At 42.2% G+C, this 19,123-nt stretch carries 16 protein-coding genes; 11 read left to right on the top strand and 5 right to left on the bottom strand.

The window, feature by feature from the left end:
- Window positions 1-166 precede the first annotated feature (166 nt).
- The 4 genes from HWQ41_RS06590 to metG form a co-directional block, all read right to left on the bottom strand.
- The gene (locus HWQ41_RS06590) at window positions 167-568 is read right to left on the bottom strand and encodes a metal-sensitive transcriptional regulator (protein ID WP_292760839.1); all 402 of its coding nucleotides are present in this window, start codon (window positions 566-568) and stop codon (window positions 167-169) included.
- Window positions 569-724: 156 nt separating this feature from the next.
- Entirely contained in the window at window positions 725-1,933 is a 1,209-nt protein-coding gene (gene lptC, locus HWQ41_RS06585; protein WP_292760838.1) for an LPS export ABC transporter periplasmic protein LptC, read from the bottom strand.
- Window positions 1,933-2,562: an NYN domain-containing protein gene (locus HWQ41_RS06580; RefSeq protein WP_292760836.1), complete on the bottom strand. Its 630-nt coding sequence runs from the start codon at window positions 2,560-2,562 to the stop codon at window positions 1,933-1,935. The genes lptC and HWQ41_RS06580 overlap by 1 nt, the downstream gene beginning before the upstream one ends.
- A 166-nt stretch (window positions 2,563-2,728) precedes the next feature.
- Window positions 2,729-4,333, bottom strand: coding sequence for a methionine--tRNA ligase (gene metG, locus HWQ41_RS06575; protein ID WP_292760835.1), 1,605 nt, complete (start codon window positions 4,331-4,333; stop codon window positions 2,729-2,731).
- 379 nt (window positions 4,334-4,712) lie between these two features.
- Here metG and HWQ41_RS06570 point away from each other — a divergent pair, with 379 nt between their 5' ends.
- The 11 genes from HWQ41_RS06570 to fabD all read left to right on the top strand — a co-directional run bounded on the left by HWQ41_RS06570 (window position 4,713) and on the right by fabD (window position 14,016).
- Window positions 4,713-5,438, top strand: a complete 726-nt coding sequence (locus HWQ41_RS06570) for a 1-acyl-sn-glycerol-3-phosphate acyltransferase (protein WP_292760834.1) — start codon at window positions 4,713-4,715, stop codon at window positions 5,436-5,438.
- Between the two features lie 78 nt (window positions 5,439-5,516).
- Window positions 5,517-6,329 (top strand): alpha/beta fold hydrolase, encoded by an 813-nt coding sequence (locus HWQ41_RS06565; RefSeq protein WP_292760841.1) that lies wholly within the window; start codon window positions 5,517-5,519, stop codon window positions 6,327-6,329.
- A gap of 185 nt (window positions 6,330-6,514) precedes the next feature.
- A complete protein-coding gene (locus HWQ41_RS06560) occupies window positions 6,515-6,664 on the top strand; it encodes a hypothetical protein (protein ID WP_292760833.1) in 150 nt (49 codons plus the stop codon).
- 371 nt (window positions 6,665-7,035) lie between these two features.
- Window positions 7,036-7,284, top strand: coding sequence for a hypothetical protein (locus HWQ41_RS06555; RefSeq protein WP_292760832.1), 249 nt, complete (start codon window positions 7,036-7,038; stop codon window positions 7,282-7,284).
- Complete coding sequence (locus tag HWQ41_RS06550; protein WP_292760831.1) at window positions 7,271-7,450, top strand: type II toxin-antitoxin system PemK/MazF family toxin; 180 nt, start codon at window positions 7,271-7,273, stop codon at window positions 7,448-7,450. Before HWQ41_RS06555 ends, HWQ41_RS06550 begins: the two co-directional genes overlap by 14 nt.
- Complete coding sequence (locus tag HWQ41_RS06545) at window positions 7,451-7,648, top strand: hypothetical protein (protein WP_292760830.1); 198 nt, start codon at window positions 7,451-7,453, stop codon at window positions 7,646-7,648.
- 95 nt (window positions 7,649-7,743) lie between these two features.
- Window positions 7,744-8,910, top strand: coding sequence for an EcsC family protein (locus HWQ41_RS06540; RefSeq protein WP_292760829.1), 1,167 nt, complete (start codon window positions 7,744-7,746; stop codon window positions 8,908-8,910).
- Window positions 8,911-9,166: 256 nt separating this feature from the next.
- Complete coding sequence (locus HWQ41_RS06535) at window positions 9,167-10,651, top strand: leucyl aminopeptidase (RefSeq protein ID WP_292760828.1); 1,485 nt, start codon at window positions 9,167-9,169, stop codon at window positions 10,649-10,651.
- A 245-nt stretch (window positions 10,652-10,896) separates the two neighbouring features.
- Complete coding sequence (gene plsX / locus HWQ41_RS06530) at window positions 10,897-11,919, top strand: phosphate acyltransferase PlsX (protein WP_292760827.1); 1,023 nt, start codon at window positions 10,897-10,899, stop codon at window positions 11,917-11,919.
- 99 nt (window positions 11,920-12,018) lie between these two features.
- Entirely contained in the window at window positions 12,019-13,011 is a 993-nt protein-coding gene (locus HWQ41_RS06525; protein WP_292760826.1) for a beta-ketoacyl-ACP synthase 3, read from the top strand.
- A gap of 123 nt (window positions 13,012-13,134) precedes the next feature.
- Window positions 13,135-14,016: an ACP S-malonyltransferase gene (fabD, locus tag HWQ41_RS06520; protein ID WP_292760824.1), complete on the top strand. Its 882-nt coding sequence runs from the start codon at window positions 13,135-13,137 to the stop codon at window positions 14,014-14,016.
- A 5-nt stretch (window positions 14,017-14,021) separates the two neighbouring features.
- On the opposite strand, the gene HWQ41_RS06515 is transcribed toward fabD, so the two are convergent.
- On the bottom strand, window positions 14,022-19,123 hold a 5,102-nt coding region (locus HWQ41_RS06515), incomplete at its 5' end, for an ATP-binding sensor histidine kinase (protein WP_292760822.1).

Below are 19,123 nucleotides of genomic sequence, written 5' to 3'. Positions count from 1 at the left end.
GCGGGGTGGGGTTCTTGGGGTTTAGTAAGTAATCAAGCTGACATGATATCACTTACTTGCAAACTGCTGTTTGGCATAAAGAACTCTCTCCCTGAGTCAATACACAAAACCTCGCATCTCTACAAAATGTCTTGTGGTGCTAGTTAATTTTTTATTTTTCTAAATATTAAGGTAAAAATCGATCCAAAGCAGCTTTTAACTGTTTAATTTCAATATCAATATTACCCTCTTGTGCGGCTCTACCAATACACTCAGTTAAATGTTCATCCAAAATAATTCGCGCTACCCGATCCAATGCGCCCCGCACTGCGGCAATTTGCAGTAGAACATCAGGACAAGGGCTACTTTGCTGCACCATTCCCTTAATACCGCGAATATGTCCTTCTATACGCGATAATCGATTGACAATTCGCCGTAAAGACTCTTCGCTATGGACGTGAGGATGAGTCGATTCTCCAGCCCCATGAGTATGATCTGTATGCTCCTGGTCTGTATCGTGATGGTGGGAATGTTCTGCTTGCTGGGATATTGGCAAGGATTCCTTGCCTAATCGGTTTGATCCATTCATGGGTTATCAAAGGACTGGTAATACTAAGATCCTAGCCTAGAGGGTAATGCTTAATCGCTAATGAGTTGTGTAGGAACTACGGATCGCCGATGCACGAACCGAGCGGGTTTTGCCTGTGTAGTGCGGTTTCTAACTGCCTATTTAACGTTAAGTTGACTAGTGACGATTGGCTCTTTCTTGAGGAATAATCTCTGTTACTACCCTACCGCTAGAACTGCCACCTTTGACAACAATATTTTCTGTTTGCAAATTACCAAGGGCTGTTTCACCCGTAAAATTTAACGGTGGATCAACTTGCCGATAAACTATATTTCCCTGAGCTTCAACTAACTTATTGTCTAAATACCAAGTTAATGTATTAGATTTCAAAGACTGGCGACGCTGACCAATGGCGTTGACGTTACCTGTTAAATAAACCGTTTTTTGCGGTATTTTCATTTCACCTTGATTGGCGGTAACAGTAAGCTTTTCAACACGCTGGAACATACGCACCGGCGAATTTGTAGTAACAGTTTCGGCGTTCATATTCCAGATCATAGAGTTACTAGCTATTTGCACGGGTGGGTCTAGTAATTCTAATTGAGCATTCTGTTGAATAGTGGCAATTTTCGTTTTTAGGTTGACTTCAGCAGAATCTCCTTTGCCGCGATCGCTAATTTTATTATCTTTGTAGCGGTCAATTTGTATGGGGCGATCGCCAATCAGTTTTTGTTGTTTAATATTCCAGATTAAATGCTCGGTTCTTACTTGCATCTGGGGATCAGCGGAATTTGCTACTACTCCTCCAGAAAATTCCATGCGCTGTTCGCGGGTTTTAACTCGCGCTTCCTGCGCCACTGCTTGTAGTTGTTTATGAGTACCGTTAACCTGGTTACGGACAATCAACAAATCTTCTTGGGGACGCCATTCTAATTCATTACCTTGCAACACAACCCCATTACTAGGATCTGTGGCAAATATCTTACCTTTAAGAAACAACTGCTTCCCATCTTGTTCAATGTCTGCTACATCTGCCTTGATTTGATAAACCACTTTGCCATCTTGGTATAGTTCACCATAAGGACTTTCAGCCTGACCAATTTGTTTTTCTTTGGTATATTTTGCCCGTGTCGCCCTGACTTTCCAAATCGGTCGTCCCACTTCATCTGCTTGTTCTAGGGTGACATCAAAGAAAGTCAAATGGCTATCTTGATTAGATGATCCCCCAGTATTTTGTTGGGAATCTGGGGGGGATTTACCCCCGCAGGCAACTAAACCAAATACCAAGAAAAAGGTCAAAGGTAAAAGAAACAAGGAGGGAGTGGAGGAGAAATTTGGAATTTTTCTTACCTCCCCTCTCCCCTTTTTATGAAATTGATGCGGCATTATTCTTGGATTTCTAGGTGTCCATCACTAGTTCTTGCGTCTTCCAAAAAACCTATACCAGATAACGGCCGATATGGATAGCTTTGGCGAGGGGTTTTTTGAATATCCTCTTTGATCGCTTCTAAATCAATGTAGCGATCGCTTACATTAATTAAGCTGTCGCTGGTCATGGAACGCAAACTCACCACTTCGACCCGCACGCCACGATAGCTAACTGAATTGACTGCATAAGCCAAATCCCCATCACCGCTGACTAAAACTGCGGTATCATAAGAATCTACTAGCGCCATCATGTCTACCGCTATTTCTACATCCAGGTTAGCTTTTTTAGAGCCATCTGGTAGCTGTACCAAATCCTTAGCAATGACTCGATAGCCATTGCGACGCATCCACAGCAGAAACCCCTGTTGCTTCTCGTTTGTCCGGTCTACACCAGTGTAGAAAAAAGAACGCAGTAGTCTAGAACCTCCAGTTAATCGACACAATAGCTTCGTGTAATCGATTTCAATCCCTAGTTGCAGTGCAGCGTAAAATAGATTTGAGCCATCAATAAATATGGCGACCCGACCCCGATTCTCCAAAACTTGTTCTGGCGTGAAGATTGAATCGTTTTCCAAATTATGCAACATTGTTGTGATACCTCAATTTTTATCCCTGTTATTTTTGATACAAATTACCAACTTTTAGATGCTAGTCACAGCGGCTTATGATAATGTTCCGGGGCTAATTTAAGTTGAGCCACGATAAATTTTTTGAGAGAATAAGAAATTGAACAAAATCAGAGTTTGATAAGGACTAATCGTTTTTCGGGGGTTCTATTTTCTTAAAAACCGGTTGGTGTGTACCCAACGGTTGTTTACTAGATAGTATCCCCCATGTCGAATGGGTGGCAAAAGGAGCGATAATTGAACTTTGTATTTGATCGTTAAAGTTTATTCCGAAGCCCAGCTGCTGATAGATATCGCTACTGATATTCGGAATAATTGGGGAAAGCAGATAAGCTGCTAGTCTAACTGATTCTAGAACTTCGTAGAGAACTTTTTCCACCGACTCCTGCTGTCCCTGTTGATATAATGACCAAGGAGCTTGTTCATCAATAAACTTATTACTGGCTTGCGCCAGTGAAAGGATAGCCCCGCAGGCTTGACTGAAAGCTAGCTTTTCATAAGCTTGTTTGACCTGTTCTCCTAGACGTAAACCAATTGTTTTCAAAGGATTTTCGTCAGGAATTGCTTCATTGCCGATTGATGGGACATTATTCTCAGCGCAGTACTTCTTCACCATGCTCAAGGTGCGATTGAGCAAATTACCTAAATCATTTGCCAAATCTGCATTCAAAACATTAATGAACCTAACTTCATTAAAATCTCCATCCTTGCCAAATTCGATTTCCTTAAGGAAGTAATAACGAACGGCATCACTACCATAGCGCTGAACTAACGCCACCGGATCAAGGGTATTACCCAGACTTTTGCCCATCTTCTGACCATCTTTGGTCAAAAAGCCATGCCCAAATACTCGTTCTGGCAAGGGTAAGCCAGCCGACAATAGCATTGCTGGCCAGTAAACTGCATGAAAGCGCAGAATATCCTTACCAATTAGGTGCAAGTTAATCGGCCACCATGTTTCTAAAGCATTTGCTAAAGTCGGTTCTGCATCTGGTTCTAGTAATGCTGTGACATAACCTAGCAGCGCATCAAACCAAACATAAAGGGTGTGCTTGGGATCAACTGGTACGGGAAAACCCCAATCTAGATTCACCCGTGAAATGGAAAAGTCTTGCAGCCCTTGATTGACAAAGCTGAGAACTTCATTACGCCGACTTTCTGGTTGAATAAAATCCGGTCTAGATTGATAAAATTCTGTGAGCTTATTTTGATATTTGGATAAGCGGAAAAAATAGTTTTGCTCGTCTCGCCACTCGACTTCTTTGTTAGTATGAATCGGGCAACGGTGTCCTTCTAGCAGATCCCGTTCTTCTTTGAATTCTTCACAGGATACGCAGTACCAGCCTTGTTGTTGTCCCTGGTAGATATCACCAGATTCCCAGACTCGCTCAAAAAATTCTTTAACGATCGCTTCATGACGAGGTGCAGTAGTTCGACTAAAGCGATCGTATTGAATGTCTAGTAACTGCCATAAACTAACGAAGCTAGGGACAATTTCATCGCAAAACTCTTGTGGTGCTTTCCCTAAACTTTCTGCCGATCGCTGAATTTTTTGCCCATGCTCATCTGTACCTGTAATCAGCAATACCCGATGCCCTAGCAGCCTCTGAAATCGCGCGATTACATCTGCTGCGATCGTTGTATAAGCACTGCCTATATGGGGGACATCGTTTACATAATATAGCGGTGTTGTCAGTGCAAATGTCTTTTCTGTTTTATTCACTAGATTCATGCAAAATAAAAATTAACTTATTAAAACGTTTTACATCTTTGCTTTGGTCGGTAAAACCATGAAATTATACAATATTATTACCATTTTTTCCAATATTACCTTAATATTAGCAAATTTCTCAGGTCAAGAATTGTTTTGTAATATGCATCAATTCAGATCATTTCTGCATAAAAGATGGAAATTAACTAATCATAATTTTTTTTAATAGTTACTATTAGATATATTGTGATCAAGAATACATAACCGAGAACGCAGAAAATCGACCTGCTTTTGGGGATTAGACATTTCTATCTTAAGACGGTGATGGCAATAGTAAAGAAATGTAAAAATTAATTTAAGATAAACTGGCATATTTACCGGAAAAATATATTGATTAGGTATGAGTCTAAATAGGCCCCTGGAGATTTCTCGCGCTTTGGTGGCGGCATTCTCAACGCAAATGTTTCGCTATTACGAAGACCGCATTCCCCAGGATGCTAGCGTATTGGTAGTCAGCAATCACCGCAGCTTTATGGATGCACTGATTTTAATGGCGGCGTTATCGAGTCCGATTCGCTTTGCTTGCCATCACTACATGGGACAAGTGCCAGTAATGCGGGAGATTGTTACCGAACAATTGGGGTGTTTCCCGTTGGAGAAAACTCAAAACCGCCAGCAAAGCTTTTTTTCGCAGTCGCAGGTGCTATTGCAGTCGAAGCAGATGGTGGGAGTATTTCCAGAAGGGACTGAACCAATGGTGAAATTTACTCAGCCAAACATGGTGGGTGAATTTCAGCGGGGATTTGCCCATTTGGCATTGCGAGCGAAGGTGCAGGATTTAGCTATTTTGCCGATCGCGATCGCCTCCTTAGAAGAGGTAAACACGAATGGCTTCCCCTTAAGGCTTTTGAGTGTATTTGACCCTTCAGAACCTTTATTTAACCAACCTGGTTGGCATCCTTTGGTAATTTATCGGCGGGTTGCGGTGTTAATCGGTCGTCCTTATTGGATTACGCCCCAACATCAGAAAAAATATCACGGGAAACAGGCCAGAACTGTTGTGGCTGAACTGACGGAACACTGTCACGGCGAAATTGGCAACTTACTCCGTCAAGGTTGCTATTAGAATCAAAAACACGGAAGCTTTTATCAGTAACAATCAGCAGTCCAAAAGTTTTATACCATTGACTAGTGACCAATGACTATGCAAGAAGTTGAGCTAAATCCTTGTTTCCTGACTCCTGAACGAGTACAGCCAGAGTATCCGCTGTTGGTATATTTGCCAGGAATGGATGGAACTGGTCAACTATTGCGATCGCAAACTGCTGGATTAGAAGCTGGCTTTGATGTCCGCTGTTTAGCGATCCCCCGGAAAGACCTTAACACTTGGGATGTGTTAACTAAGAGTGTATTGGACTTGATCGACGCCGAATTAGAAAAAAGCTCTCAGAGGCCAGTTTACTTGTGTGGTGAGTCCTTTGGCGGTTGCTTGGCAATGAAAGTGGCGAGCCAAGCGCCGCATTTATTTAAGCGAATTATTCTAATTAACCCAGCTTCGTCCTTTCATCTTCGTCCTTGGTTGAGTTGGGCATCCCAACTTACTTTATTAGTGCCATCAGAATTGTATGATGTTGGCGCACTGGGGTTGTTGCCGTTTTTAGCATCTTTGTCACGCATTTCTCCAAGCGATCGCCATGAACTGTTGAAAACTATGCGTTCTGTACCGCCAGAAACCGTTCATTGGCGGTTGACTTTATTGCGAGAATTTAATGTTGATGAGGAACAGTTAGGTCGTTTGATTCAACCAGTTTTGTTGATTGCCGGTGCTAGCGATCGCCTTTTGCCTTCTGTAACTGAAGTGAAGCGAATAGCGAACATCTTACCAAATAACAAGATTGTCGTGTTGCCCCATTGTGGACACGCTTGCTTGCTAGAGCAAGATATTAATCTCTATGACATTCTTAAGGCTAACGACTTTTTAGAAAGTAATGCTGATATAGGTAGAGTTAAAAAGTAAAAAATAAAAAGTGTACTACACCTAAATTCAGGCGGGTCACAATCTTTCTTTATTTGTTTATTCTGCCTTTTAACTTTTGCCTTGTTCGGTGAGAAGATAGAGTAAAGGACAGCTAATATCTCCTCACCTTCAAATAATGCTTGCGTCCTTAAAAACCTTAACCACATATTTTTGGAGACTCTCAAATGGTTGCTCTCAAAGAGTTCCTCAGCCATGAATTAGACAAATTGAATGAAGAACAACTCAAACAAGTTAGTGATTTTATTGCCTTCCTCAAATTCCGCAGCCGAAATGTTAGCTGGCAAACTGACTACAAATACTACCCCAATTTCTAAACCAATTTCCAAGCCCAAACCTGTTAAGCGCCATAATCCTACAATTTGAGTAAGTGCGATGCTACGGCGGGCTGCGCCTACGCATTTCTACAAGTGCAAATCACCTAATAGTAAAGTGTGGCCGAAGTTTGCTTACCTTTAACAAGTTGTCTGATTAATTGAGATGGTACGTGGATTGATATCATGTCCGGTTAAACACTTGTCATTGCGAACGAAGCGTTAGCGTAGTGAAGCAATCCCAAAACCTTTGCGATTGCTTCGCTTCACTTCGTTGCGCTCGCAATGACATATCGTAAGTGATTTAGCGGACATGATATGATGCCGTGCTATGATAATTGAATTTGTTTTGTTAAACAAACTCAAAACATACTATGACCAAAACAACTGTCAAACTGCAAATTCCTTTTGAATCACTCCTAGATGCCATTGCCAACCTTCCTTTAGAAGAAAAACATCAACTGTGGCAATTATTAAATGAGGAAATTAACCAAGGCGAAGGAAATTTGCTTCAAGAAGACTCTTATGATTGGGGTTCCCAAGGACAGCCAAAAGGCAAACCAGTAGAATATATCCCTGGAGTTGGGCTAACAGTTGGTGGTGGCAAGGATGCTCCAACCTGATTTGCTTGAGTGTGGCGATGTAGTTATAGTGATTTTGCCTACGAGTAATCCTAGAGGACGTGAACAGCAAGGAACTCGACCTGCTGTAGTAGTCGGTATACCTTGGGGAGAAGTCCGCTATCCAATGCTAATGATTGCACCTTTAACTACCCAGAGTGGTTCTTGAGTGTTGAATAATCCCAGCTTATACCCGCGTTTGTTAGCTGGTGCTGGTGGTTTGGCTCTGTCTTCCATTGTCTTACTAGATCAAACACGGGGATTAGATATAAATCGAGTTTTGGCGTATTTGGGAACACTCACCCCTGAGCAATATGTTCCTATTACTAATGAATTAACACAGTTGTTCAGACAAGAAAATAGTTAATCTTAAACTTATATTTACGTTTCTAGAGGGATGTATAGCCGCTCATACTTCGCTACAACTTTAAAGAGAGAGGCTTTACAGGATGGTATCAAGCAATGGCAGACAAACCCCTAGAAATAGAGGTGAATAAATTAGTTAATTCACCCAGAGAAACTTCAGAAGTAAAAATCTCGGCTCAATCATCAGTAGAAAATAAACCGTCTGGATTAGAGTCTTTTGTTGAAACTGTTGCTCAGACTGGCAAAGCAGTTTTAGACGCAGCAGTAGGGGTGGGAGAAGCGACGGCGAAAGAAACACACAAGTTAATTGAGCAAACAACTCAAACTAGCGGTCAGGTTGTGAATCGCCTCAGTGAAAATTGGCTGATTAGAAAAGTATCTGGAGTATTAAATCTAAATTGGCTAATTGGTGCTACTGACGTTGTTGATTTGGAAAAAGCAGAAGCGGCGGTAAACAAGCTCAAGCAAAAGTATCCCAATGAATCACCTAGCCAGATTGCTCACCGAATCATGGTGGAAAAAGCAACTCAAGCAGCCACAGTTGGACTAGCCACTAGTATTTTGCCAGGAATAGCAGTCGCATTGTTCGCAATTGATTTAACAGCGACAACAAAATTGCAGTCAGAAATGCTTTATCAAATTGCATCTGTCTACGGGCTAAATTTAAAAGATCCAGCCCGTAAAGGTGAAGTTTTGGCAATTTTTGGTTTGGCTTTGGGTGGAGAGCGTCTTTTGAAAGCTGCGGGATTAGGCTTGTTGCGAAATGTGCCCTTGGCGGGTGCAGCGATCGCAGCTAGTTCAAATGCGACGATGATCTATTCATTGGGGTATGCTGCTTGTCGATTTTACGAAGCCAAGTTGGATGAATCAACTTCGCTCACATCGCCACAGACATTGGCAACATTAAAAGCCGAAAGTGAAAAATATCTGGAAAGTGCGATCGCTCAAGAAGCCGTCATGGATCAAATTTTAGTTCACATGATCCTAGCTAGTCATCCAGAGAAGACTTTGGAAGAAATTTTGCCAGAATTACAAGCTGTAAACCTCAGTCATAACTCGTTGGATGCCATTGCCCAAAATATCAAATCACTTAAGTCTTTAGATATACTGCTCAATCAGCTAAATCGTGATTTTGCCATACCCTTGTTGACTCAGTGTTACAAAATGGCCCAGCTTGACAATCAGACTACACCAGTTGAGCAACAGATAATCACAGCGATCGCTAACAAATTTGACATTGACACAAATGCAATTGGGGCATAGGGCATAGGGCACTGGGCGTAAAGCAGGAGGTAAAAGAGTGGAGTTCACGAGTATCAAAGACAGAACTAGTACAGCACGGCGTAAATAAGCCACCCATTCCAAATCAATGAAACGCTTACGCTGTATTCATTTTGAATTTTGAATTTTGAATTTTGAATTCCGCCTTGCGGTACTAGCCCCCTCCACTCTCCTCACCATGAAACAAGAATTTTGAGCAATACTGGTACAGGAAGGAATATTTACACAAAATCCCCAAATGACAATTCAACCTAGTGATCAGCCTTTGCTAGAGTGGGCAGGCGATAGTTTGGCAATTGGATTATTTGAAGATGCAGTCGAGTTAACCGGAGAATTGGCAACTTTAGATCAAAAGTTTTCCGGGGTGTTAAAAGAACTGATTGCTGAAGAAGAATTTAAAGGTAAAGCCAACAGTACAATCTTTACCCGTGTGAATGCTGATAGCCCAGTGCGTAAATTGATTCTGGTAGGTTTGGGTAAATCAGATGCACTCAAACCAGATACTTTGCGACGCGCTGCTGCTGCTGTAGCCAGAGTAGGAAAAAAGCAAAAAAGCAAAATTCTGGGATTTAGTTTTCCATTATGGAACAACGATCCAGCCGCCAGTGCCCAAGCGATCGCCGAAGGTGTCGAATTGGCACTTTACGAAGATATTCGCTTTAAATCTGAACCAGTAGAAGATAAAGGATCACAAATAGAAACCGTAGATTTACTAGGTTTTGGTGGACAAGAAGCCGCCATCACCCGCGCCAATCAAATCGTTTCCGGGGTAATTTTGGCACGGCAGTTAGTAGCAGCGCCAGCTAACGCAGTTACACCAATTACTTTAGCCGAAACTGCTCAAGCGATCGCTACAGAACACGGTTTACAACTGCAAATTCTGGAACGAGAAGACTGTGAAAAGTTGGGTATGGGTGCTTTTTTAGGAGTAGCCCAAGCTTCCGATTTGCCACCTAAATTTATTCACTTGACTTATAAGCCAGAAGGTACACCCAAAAAGAAATTAGCAATTATTGGCAAAGGTGTAACCTTCGATTCCGGCGGACTCAACATTAAAGGTGCTGGTAGCGGCATCGAAACCATGAAAATGGATATGGGCGGTGCAGCTGCCACCTTGGGCGCAGCAAAAGCAATTGCTCAACTCAAGCCAGATGTTGAAGTTCACTTTATTTCGGCGGCGACTGAAAACATGATTAGCGGTCACGCCATGCACCCTGGAGACGTTCTCACAGCATCAAACGGCAAAACAATCGAAGTGAACAACACCGACGCTGAAGGACGTTTAACCCTAGCAGATGCCTTAGTGTATGCCGACAAATTGGGCTTGGATGCGATCGTGGATTTAGCCACCCTAACTGGTGCCAACGTCATAGCCTTGGGTGATGATATTGCTGGTTTGTACACTCCCGATGATGCTGTCGCTTCCCAGATCGAGAAAGCTGCTGAAACTTCAGGAGAAAAGATTTGGCGGATGCCAATGGAAGAAAAATATTTTGAAGGGCTAAAGTCTGGCATCGCGGACATGAAAAATACAGGCCCGCGTCCAGGTGGTGCTATTACTGCTGCCCTTTTCCTCAAACAATTCGTCAAAGAAACCCCTTGGGCGCACATAGATATTGCCGGTCCCGTGTGGACAGATAAAGAAAATGGCTACAACGGCGCGGGGGCAACCGGCTACGGCGTTCGGATGCTAGTTAATTGGGTACTGGGGAGTGAGGAGTAGGGAGTAGGGGGAGCAGGGGGACAAGGGGACAAGGAGAATAACCATGCCCTATGCCCCATGCCCTGCCCAATGTCCAATGCCCCATGCCCAATGCCCAATGCCCAATACCCAACAATTCGTGCTATCTTGAGCTTGCCAGCAAAAATTGTTGCAATAGTAACAGAAGTAATTTGGCGGTCAGAAAGTTAAGCTTTTTCGGCAAAGCCATCTGGTAAAATTTGTAAGGTTTCTAGAAGCTGTGAGCAATGGGATCGACTCGCGTAAGGATCGCAATTGACGCAATGGGAGGGGATCACGCACCCGGTGAAATCGTTGCTGGCGCAATGCGAGCACGGGAAGAATTGGGTGTAGATATATTGTTGGTTGGTGATCCCCAACAAATAGAAGCTGCCTTGCCGCCAAAAACGAATTTAGGGCAGGTGGAGATCGTGACTGCGGAGGAAGCGATCGCAATGGATGAGGAGCCTTTAAACGCAGTTAGACGCAAACGCAAGGCTTCTATCAATGTGGCCATGGATTTAGTCAAGCAGCAACAGGCAGATGCGGTATTTTCTGCCGGTCATTCTGGGGCAGCTATGGCATCAGCTTTACTCCGCTTAGGACGATTACCGGGAATTGAACGCCCAGCCATCGGGACAGTTTTTCCCACGATTATTGCTGGCAAACCAGTGCTGGTGCTTGATGTCGGCGCAAATGTAGATTGCCGTCCCAAGTTTTTAGAGCAGTTTGGCGTTATGGGATCGGCTTACAGTCAGTATGTCTTGGGTACAACCGAACCGAAGGTGGGTTTGTTGAATATCGGTGAAGAAGACTCTAAGGGCAATGATGCAGCCGTCCGCGCCCACCAAATGCTCCGTGAAAATTCCCAAATTAATTTTATTGGCAATGCCGAAGGGCGTGATGTGCTTTCCGGTCGCTTTGATGTGATTGTCTGCGATGGCTTTGTGGGTAATGTATTGTTAAAATTTGCCGAAGCAGTCGGAGAAGTGATTCTGCAAATTCTGCGGGAAGAATTACCCCAAGGATTGCATGGTCAAATCGGTTCAGCACTCTTAAAACCAAACCTGAAGCGGGTTAAGCAGCGGATGGATCACGCCGAACACGGCGGCGCTTTGCTGTTAGGCGTGGCAGGAGTCTGTTTTATCGGTCACGGTAGCTCACAAGCTCCTTCAATTTTTAATGCCATTCGCATGGCCAAAGAAGCCGTTGACAACCAGGTGATACAACGAATTCAGTCCCAATATATCTTAGAACGCGAGGGCGGTTAGTCATTAGTCATTAGTCATTGGTCATTGGTCATTTGCAAAGGACAACTGACAAAGGACAAAAGACAAAAGACAAAAAGCTGATAGCTGGGGAGATTAGGAGTGCAAAATTTAGGCGTAGCAATTACCGGAAGTGGCTCGGCAGTACCAGCAACTTCCCTACACAACCAGACATTGACTGAATTAGTTGAAACATCAGACGAATGGATTACCACAAGAACGGGAATTCGTCAACGGCGATTAGCGCTGCCATCTGAGTCCTTGAGTGTACTCGCTACTGCCGCCAGCAGTCAGGCGATCGCATCTGCGGGAATTAAACCAGAAGACCTAGACCTGATTCTGCTAGCGACTTCCACCCCTGATGATTTGTTTGGTAGTGCTTGTCAAGTACAGGCTCTATTGGGAGCCACCAACGCAGTAGCCTTTGACTTGACCGCTGCCTGCTCTGGCTTTGTGTTTGGTCTGGTTACAGCAGCCCAATACATTAGAACAGGTGTCTATAAAAATGTACTTTTGATCGGGGCAGACATCCTCTCTCGCTGGGTAGATTGGCAAGATCGGGGGACTTGTGTATTGTTCGGTGATGGTGCAGGGGCAGTAGTATTGCAGGCTTCTAAAAGCGATCGCTTGTTAGGATTTGCACTTAAAAGTGATGGCACTCAAAACCATCACCTCAATCTTGCCTATGCAGGCGCTTCCCAAGAACTGCTCACTGGTGTAAATATCACTAAAGGCACTTACCAGCCTATTACTATGAACGGCAAAGAAGTCTACCGCTTTGCTGTCCAGAAAGTACCAGAAATCATTGACAAAGCCTTGTTTCAAGCCAATCTCAGTGTTGACCAAATAGATTGGCTGTTGTTGCATCAAGCCAATCAGCGCATTATCGATGCCGTTGCCCAACGCCTGAATGTCCCAGAACATAAAGTTATCAGTAATCTCGCCCAGTACGGCAATACCTCTGCTGCTTCCATTCCCTTAGCTTTGGATGAAGCAGTGCGGCAAGGCAAGATTAAACCCAATGACATCGTTGCTGCATCCGGCTTTGGTGCCGGTCTTAGCTGGGGTGCGGCAATTTTTCAATGGGGAAGGTGAATATTTTGTCCTTTGTCATTAGTCATTTGTCCTTTGTTAATGACCAATGCCCAATGACCAATCCCCAATGACCAATGACCAATGACTAATGACTAATGACCAATGACTAATGACTAATGACCAATGACTAAAACTGCATGGGTGTTTCCCGGACAAGGTTCCCAAGCGCTGGGAATGGGAATAGACTTATTAGATATACCCGTCGCTAAAAACAAATTTGCCCAAGCTGAGGAAATTTTGGGCTGGTCTGTAACCGAAATCTGTCAAAACGAAGAAGAAAAGTTATCACAGACGCTATACACCCAGCCAATTCTTTATGTGGTAGAAAGCATTCTTGCTGAACTTCTCCGAGAACGAGGACACGAGCCAGATTTACTTGCTGGTCACAGTTTGGGAGAATATACTGCCCTTTACATAGCGGGTGTCTTTGAGTGGTCGGCTGGTTTATATCTAGTCAAGCGTCGTGCAGAACTCATGGATAGTGCCGTCGGTGGGATGATGGCGGCTTTGATAAACTTTGACCGCGAACAGTTGGAAAAAGTCATTGCCCAAACGCCTGATGTGGTGCTAGCAAATGACAATAGTTCGGTTCAGGTGGTAATTTCAGGCACGACTGAGGCTGTACAAGCAGTGATCTCTCAAGTTAAAGTAAAGCGTGCTATTCCCCTAAAAGTTTCTGGAGCATTTCATTCACATTTAATCGCACCGGCGGCGGCGGAATTCCAAGAGATTTTAGAATCTGTGGAATTTCAGACCGCGATTGTGCCAGTGTTGTCTAATGTCGAACCAATTCCGTCTATTGATGCCGAGATATTAAAGCAGCGCTTGAATAAACAAATGACTGGTTCGGTACGCTGGCGAGAAATTTCTCTGCAATTACCAGCCAACGGTATTCAGCGAGTAGTAGAAATTGGCCCTGGTAAAGTTCTAACTGGCTTGATTAAACGTAGTAGCCCTGATTTAATATTAGAAAATATCCAGAGTGCTGCTAATTTGCCTGTTTAATTTTTTTAGAACTTCATTTCAATTACAAATTCTGTACCCTCACTTAAAACAGAGTTAAAACTCAATTTGCCGCCGTGGGTTTCTTCAACGATTTGACGAGCGATCGCTAATCCTAATCCTGTCCCTTTACCCACAGCTTTTGTAGTAAATAAGTGATCAAAAATCTTTTGTTTGACTGATTCATTCATCCCCTGACCATTATCAGCGATCGCAATTTTCACTAAATTATCTGCTACTGAGGTTGTAATTGTAATAAAGTTAGGATTGGCTTTAATTTCCTGGAAACTGCGTCCCTGATTAGATTCATCTAATGCATCAATAGCATTAGCTATCAGATTCATAAACACCTGATTTAATTGACCAGGGAAACATTCTACTTGAGGAAAATTACCGTAATTTGTGACAACTTCAATTGCGGGACGTTGTTCATTTGCTTTCAGGCGATGTTTGAGAATTAAAATCGTGCTATCGATACCTTCATGGATATTAAACGGCACTTTATAATCTTTATCAGCGCGGGAGAAAGTTCTTAAACTAGTGCTGATATTTTCCAGGCGATCGCACGCCATCACCATTGAATCAATTATCTTGGGTAAATCTTCTAAGCTATAATCTAAGTCAATTTTTTCGGCATGGTCTTTGATTTCATCGCCTGGATTTGGTAGACTTGATTGATAGAGTTTCAAGTGTTCAACAATATCAGTAAGGGTGGGTTTAGCTTGTTGAAGGCTGGCAGAAATAAAGCCCAAAGGATTATTCATTTCATGGGCTACCCCTGCGACTAAGTTACCCAATGCAGACATTTTCTCACTTTGGACAATTTGCAGCTGTGCTTGTTGTAAGTCTTGTAATGCTTGCCCAGCTTGTTGATAAAGTTGAGCATTTTCTAGGGATACTGCTGCTTGAGAAGATAATAAGTTAATTATACTGAGGCGATCGCTATTAAATACCCCTTGAATCATTTGATTCTCTAAATAGAGAATCCCCACCAAATGCCCTTGATTAATAATCGGAGTACAAAATACACTTTTGGGTTGATGTGACAACATATATTCCCCAATTAAACCAGGAATATCTGTTTTGCAATTGTCTATAACCACTGTTTGTTGGGTATTTTTGACGTAATGGATAATTTTTACAGGAATATCTTGACAATTGTCTAGTGATTCTGGGCTGAGGCTCGTTTGTATTTCCTCATGATCAATAAAAGTAATTGCCCGTACTTGCCAAATATTTTCTTGGGGAAGCAGCAGTACAGCTTTGATCGCGCCAGAGTTTTCTAAGATAATCCGGGTGAGACTGGCGATGAGTGTATCTAATTCCAGAGAACTGGAAATAGCTTGAGCGGCTTTCAGGGCAGAGGTAAAATCTAAAACGTCGGAAATATTGGTGCCGCCAGTAGTATTTGTGTAACTAGATGAGAAAGTCCCACCAAAGCCAATAGTTTCTAAGGGATTGAGATTGAGATTGAGATTAAGTTTTTGTTGTTTCAGGAGAAATTCGAGTAGTTGGGGATAGCGTTTTTCTAAGTCGGTAACTTTGGCTTTTGCTCCCCAACGGGCATAACAGTAGTATGCTTCTTGGATATAGACTTGAGCGATTTTTTCTTTACCGCATTCGAGGTAAAATTTAGCCGCGAGTTCGTTTGCTAAAGCTTCTTCTTGAATATAGCTGTTTTGTTTTGCCCCCGATATTGCCAGGTCGTAATATTCTTGTGCTTGAAGTTTATTGCCGAGAATGCGATGGCGTTCTGCTCTAATTAAATCGCATTTGTGTTTAATGTCGGTAGGAACTAATTTTGCCCGTCGTTCTAGGTTGTGCTGAACTTTGGTAACTCGTTTGAGTAGCTGCTTTTTTAATTGAGGTGAGGAGTTAGGATAAGCAGCCAATCGCGTTAAGGCATCATAAAACCAAGTAGATATAATACCATTGATACCAATTAATTCTTGTTCGTAGGGAAGGGAAGCATCTGCTGCATCAAGTGCTACTGAGATATTACTAAACAAGTATGCAATAAGTACTTTGGAGTAATAAATAGTAGAAAGAAAGACAGCATCATTACTGGCTTGAAAGTGGGGAATTAGCTGTGTTTCATCGCACTCTGTGCCAACTAATATATGGGGTTGGGGAGATGCCTCCGTCAGATTTAGCATTAGCTGCCGCAGTATACTAATTTGTTGTAGACTCACTTCATCGGGTATTTCCTTTGTCAATGCTTGATGGTAGAGTTCAGAGATTGGTAACAACTCAGTGAGTGGCTTTCCTGAGAGGAAACCTACATGAATTTCACTGAAGTATCCCAGACCTACGAAAGCAAAATCTCCACAATTCAAGGCTGCCTGTTTGCCTTCTTGAATCAAGTGTAAACTGTTGGTGAGTGGTTGTTGCCAAATTTGGCTGAAGATTGCTATGCTTACTTTTATTTTTCCTTCAATGTAGAGGTTTGGTAATTTATTTAGTAACTTGAGGGAAAATTGCCCCATTTGATAACTTGCTTCTAATTCCTGCAAACTTGATAAAATAATGCTATAGATTGTATAAAAACTAGATGACCAGATAGAATTACCCTGTTGAAGGGATTTTTGGACACCCAGAAATGCCAATAGTGCCATTAATGGCTGCGAACAGAAATATGCTGGATAGGAAATTAAATTGCTCATTCGCAGTACGACAATAGTTTCTGGATTTGTCATCACAGGTAATTGCAACAGCTTTTCTAAGGAATTACCACGCAATAAAACTTTAGTTTTGATTAATTCTGCCAACACTTGTAATTTACTTGGCTGCGATGGCAATTTAATCCCTAACAATTGGAGAAATTCTAAACCCGTATCAATCGACTTTTGATAATTCTTCTGGGCACTATAAGCTTGAATTTGAGCCTCATAAACAGCAAGGTTATCTACTACTGTTTGGGAATTAAGTTTTACTACCTGCATCAATTGAGTAATTTCTGCAAACCTACCCGTCAGAAATGCTGTATCTGCGGCAATATTATGCAAACCAAGAGTAATATTATATTGCCCCTGCCAACTATTATCATCTAACAAACTCATCCCTTTTTCTGCATAACTAAAAGCCGCAGAATATGCCGTTGCCCTTCTCGCTTTCTGAGCAGCATTGAGATTGATTTGGGCAACTTTACATTTCTCGACATTATCGGTGATCAGGGAAATTCCCATATTCAATTGATTGGCGATATCAAATAATTTATCTGTTTGTTCGCCATCGGAAGTATTGGATAATAATAAACGTCCAATCTGTAAATGAGTTGCTTGTTTATCTTCATCAAGAATCAATGAATAAGCAGCTTGCTGAATGCGGTCATGGGAGAATTTGTAATTAACAACAGGGGACATTTCTTGTTGATAAATTGCTTCTTCCTCGGCAATATAAAACTTATAAATTTCACTTTGCGGTAAAACCAAAGCTTCCTGCAAAGCTTTCCAAAGTGCAGCAGCAGTTTCATTTTCCGACTGTTGATAAACAGCTGCTAAGGTCATCAAATTAAATTGATTGCCAATACATGCCGCTAACTTTAAAATCCCTTGGGTTGAAAAAGGCAGCTTTTGTAACTGTTGTGCCATAAATTCTACCACATCATCAGTCAATGCAGCTTGTTTAACTAGGGTAATATCGCACTGCCAGCATCCTAGATCAGAGTTGAATACAATCAAATTATCTTCATACAAAGCCTTGAGAAACTGTGTACTAAAAAATGGGTTTCCTTGAGTTTTTTGATAAATTAACTGCGTCAAAGGTGTCGCTAGGTCGTGTATGCAATTTAAAGTATCTGCAACCAGTCGATTTAAAGTATTTTCACTAAGAACTTGCAATGTAATACTATTAATAACTGCACCAACTTTATGCATCTCCTCCAAAGTCATCATCAAAGGATGTATTGGAGACACTTCATTATCCCGGTAAGCACCAATTAATAATAAATATCCGCTATCCTCACCCATCAATAATTCAACCAGTTTGAAAGAAGCCGAATCAGCCCACTGTAAATCATCCAAAAACATCACTAAGGGATGTTTTTTAGTTGTAAAAACGCGAATAAATTTCTGAAATATTGAATTAAATCTATTTTGGGCAGCAGTTCCTGATAATTCTGGTACTGCTGGTTGGATACCAATAATTCTAGATAATTCGGGGATGACTTCAATAATTACTTGTGCATTTTCCCCCACAGCTTCTAATATATTGCTTTTCCATTGCTGGATTTGAGCATCACTTTCTGTGAGCAATTGCCCCATTAAATCCCGGAAAGCTTGTACAAATGCACTGAAGGGAATATTGCGCTGAAATTGGTCGTATTTCCCTTTGATAAAATAACCGCGTTGCCGCACAATCGGTTTATAAACTTCGTTGACAACCGCAGTTTTACCAATTCCCGAAAAACCAGCTACCAGCATCATTTCAGTTGCACCCAGGCTGACTCTTTCAAATGCTTGGAGTAGGGTTGATATTTCGGTTTCTCGTCCATAAAGTTTGTCGGGGATGATGAAGCGATCGCACACATCCCTTCGCCCAATTTCAAAGTTCTTAATCGAACCCGTTTCTTGAAGTTGAGTTAAACAATTTTCTAAATCAAATTTCAGTCCCAAGGTACTTTGATAGCGGTCTTCACCATTTTTTGCCATCAATTTACTGACAATTTCCGAGACTAAAGACGGGATTTGTGGGTTAATTTCATGTACTAGGGGTGGAAGTTTCGCAATATGACAATGCACCAACTCCATCGGATCGTTTGATTGAAATGGTAAAACACCAGTAAGTAACTCGTAGAATGTCACACCCAGAGAATAAAAATCAGTCCGATAGTCAATTCCCCGATTCATTCTCCCGGTTTGTTCTGGGGAAATATAAGCCAGTGTCCCTTCTAATACATTGGGATTGATTAGTGTCTGCGTTTCCCGTGGTAGTAAAGATGCAATACTAAAGTCGATTAATTTGACTTGTTTGGTTTCGGGATTAATTAAAATATTGGCGGGTTTGATATCTTTGTGAATAATCCGATCGCGGTAGAGTATATCTAAGGTATTGCCCAGTGCGATCGCAATTTCTAAAAACTCTATCAGAGATTCTACGCTTTCCCCCACTC

This window comes from Nostoc sp. NOS(2021) (genome assembly GCF_017115025.1).
In the GTDB taxonomy this organism is placed as follows: Bacteria; Cyanobacteriota; Cyanobacteriia; order Cyanobacteriales; family Nostocaceae; genus Nostoc.
This window is presented reverse-complemented; position numbering and strand designations above follow the sequence as displayed.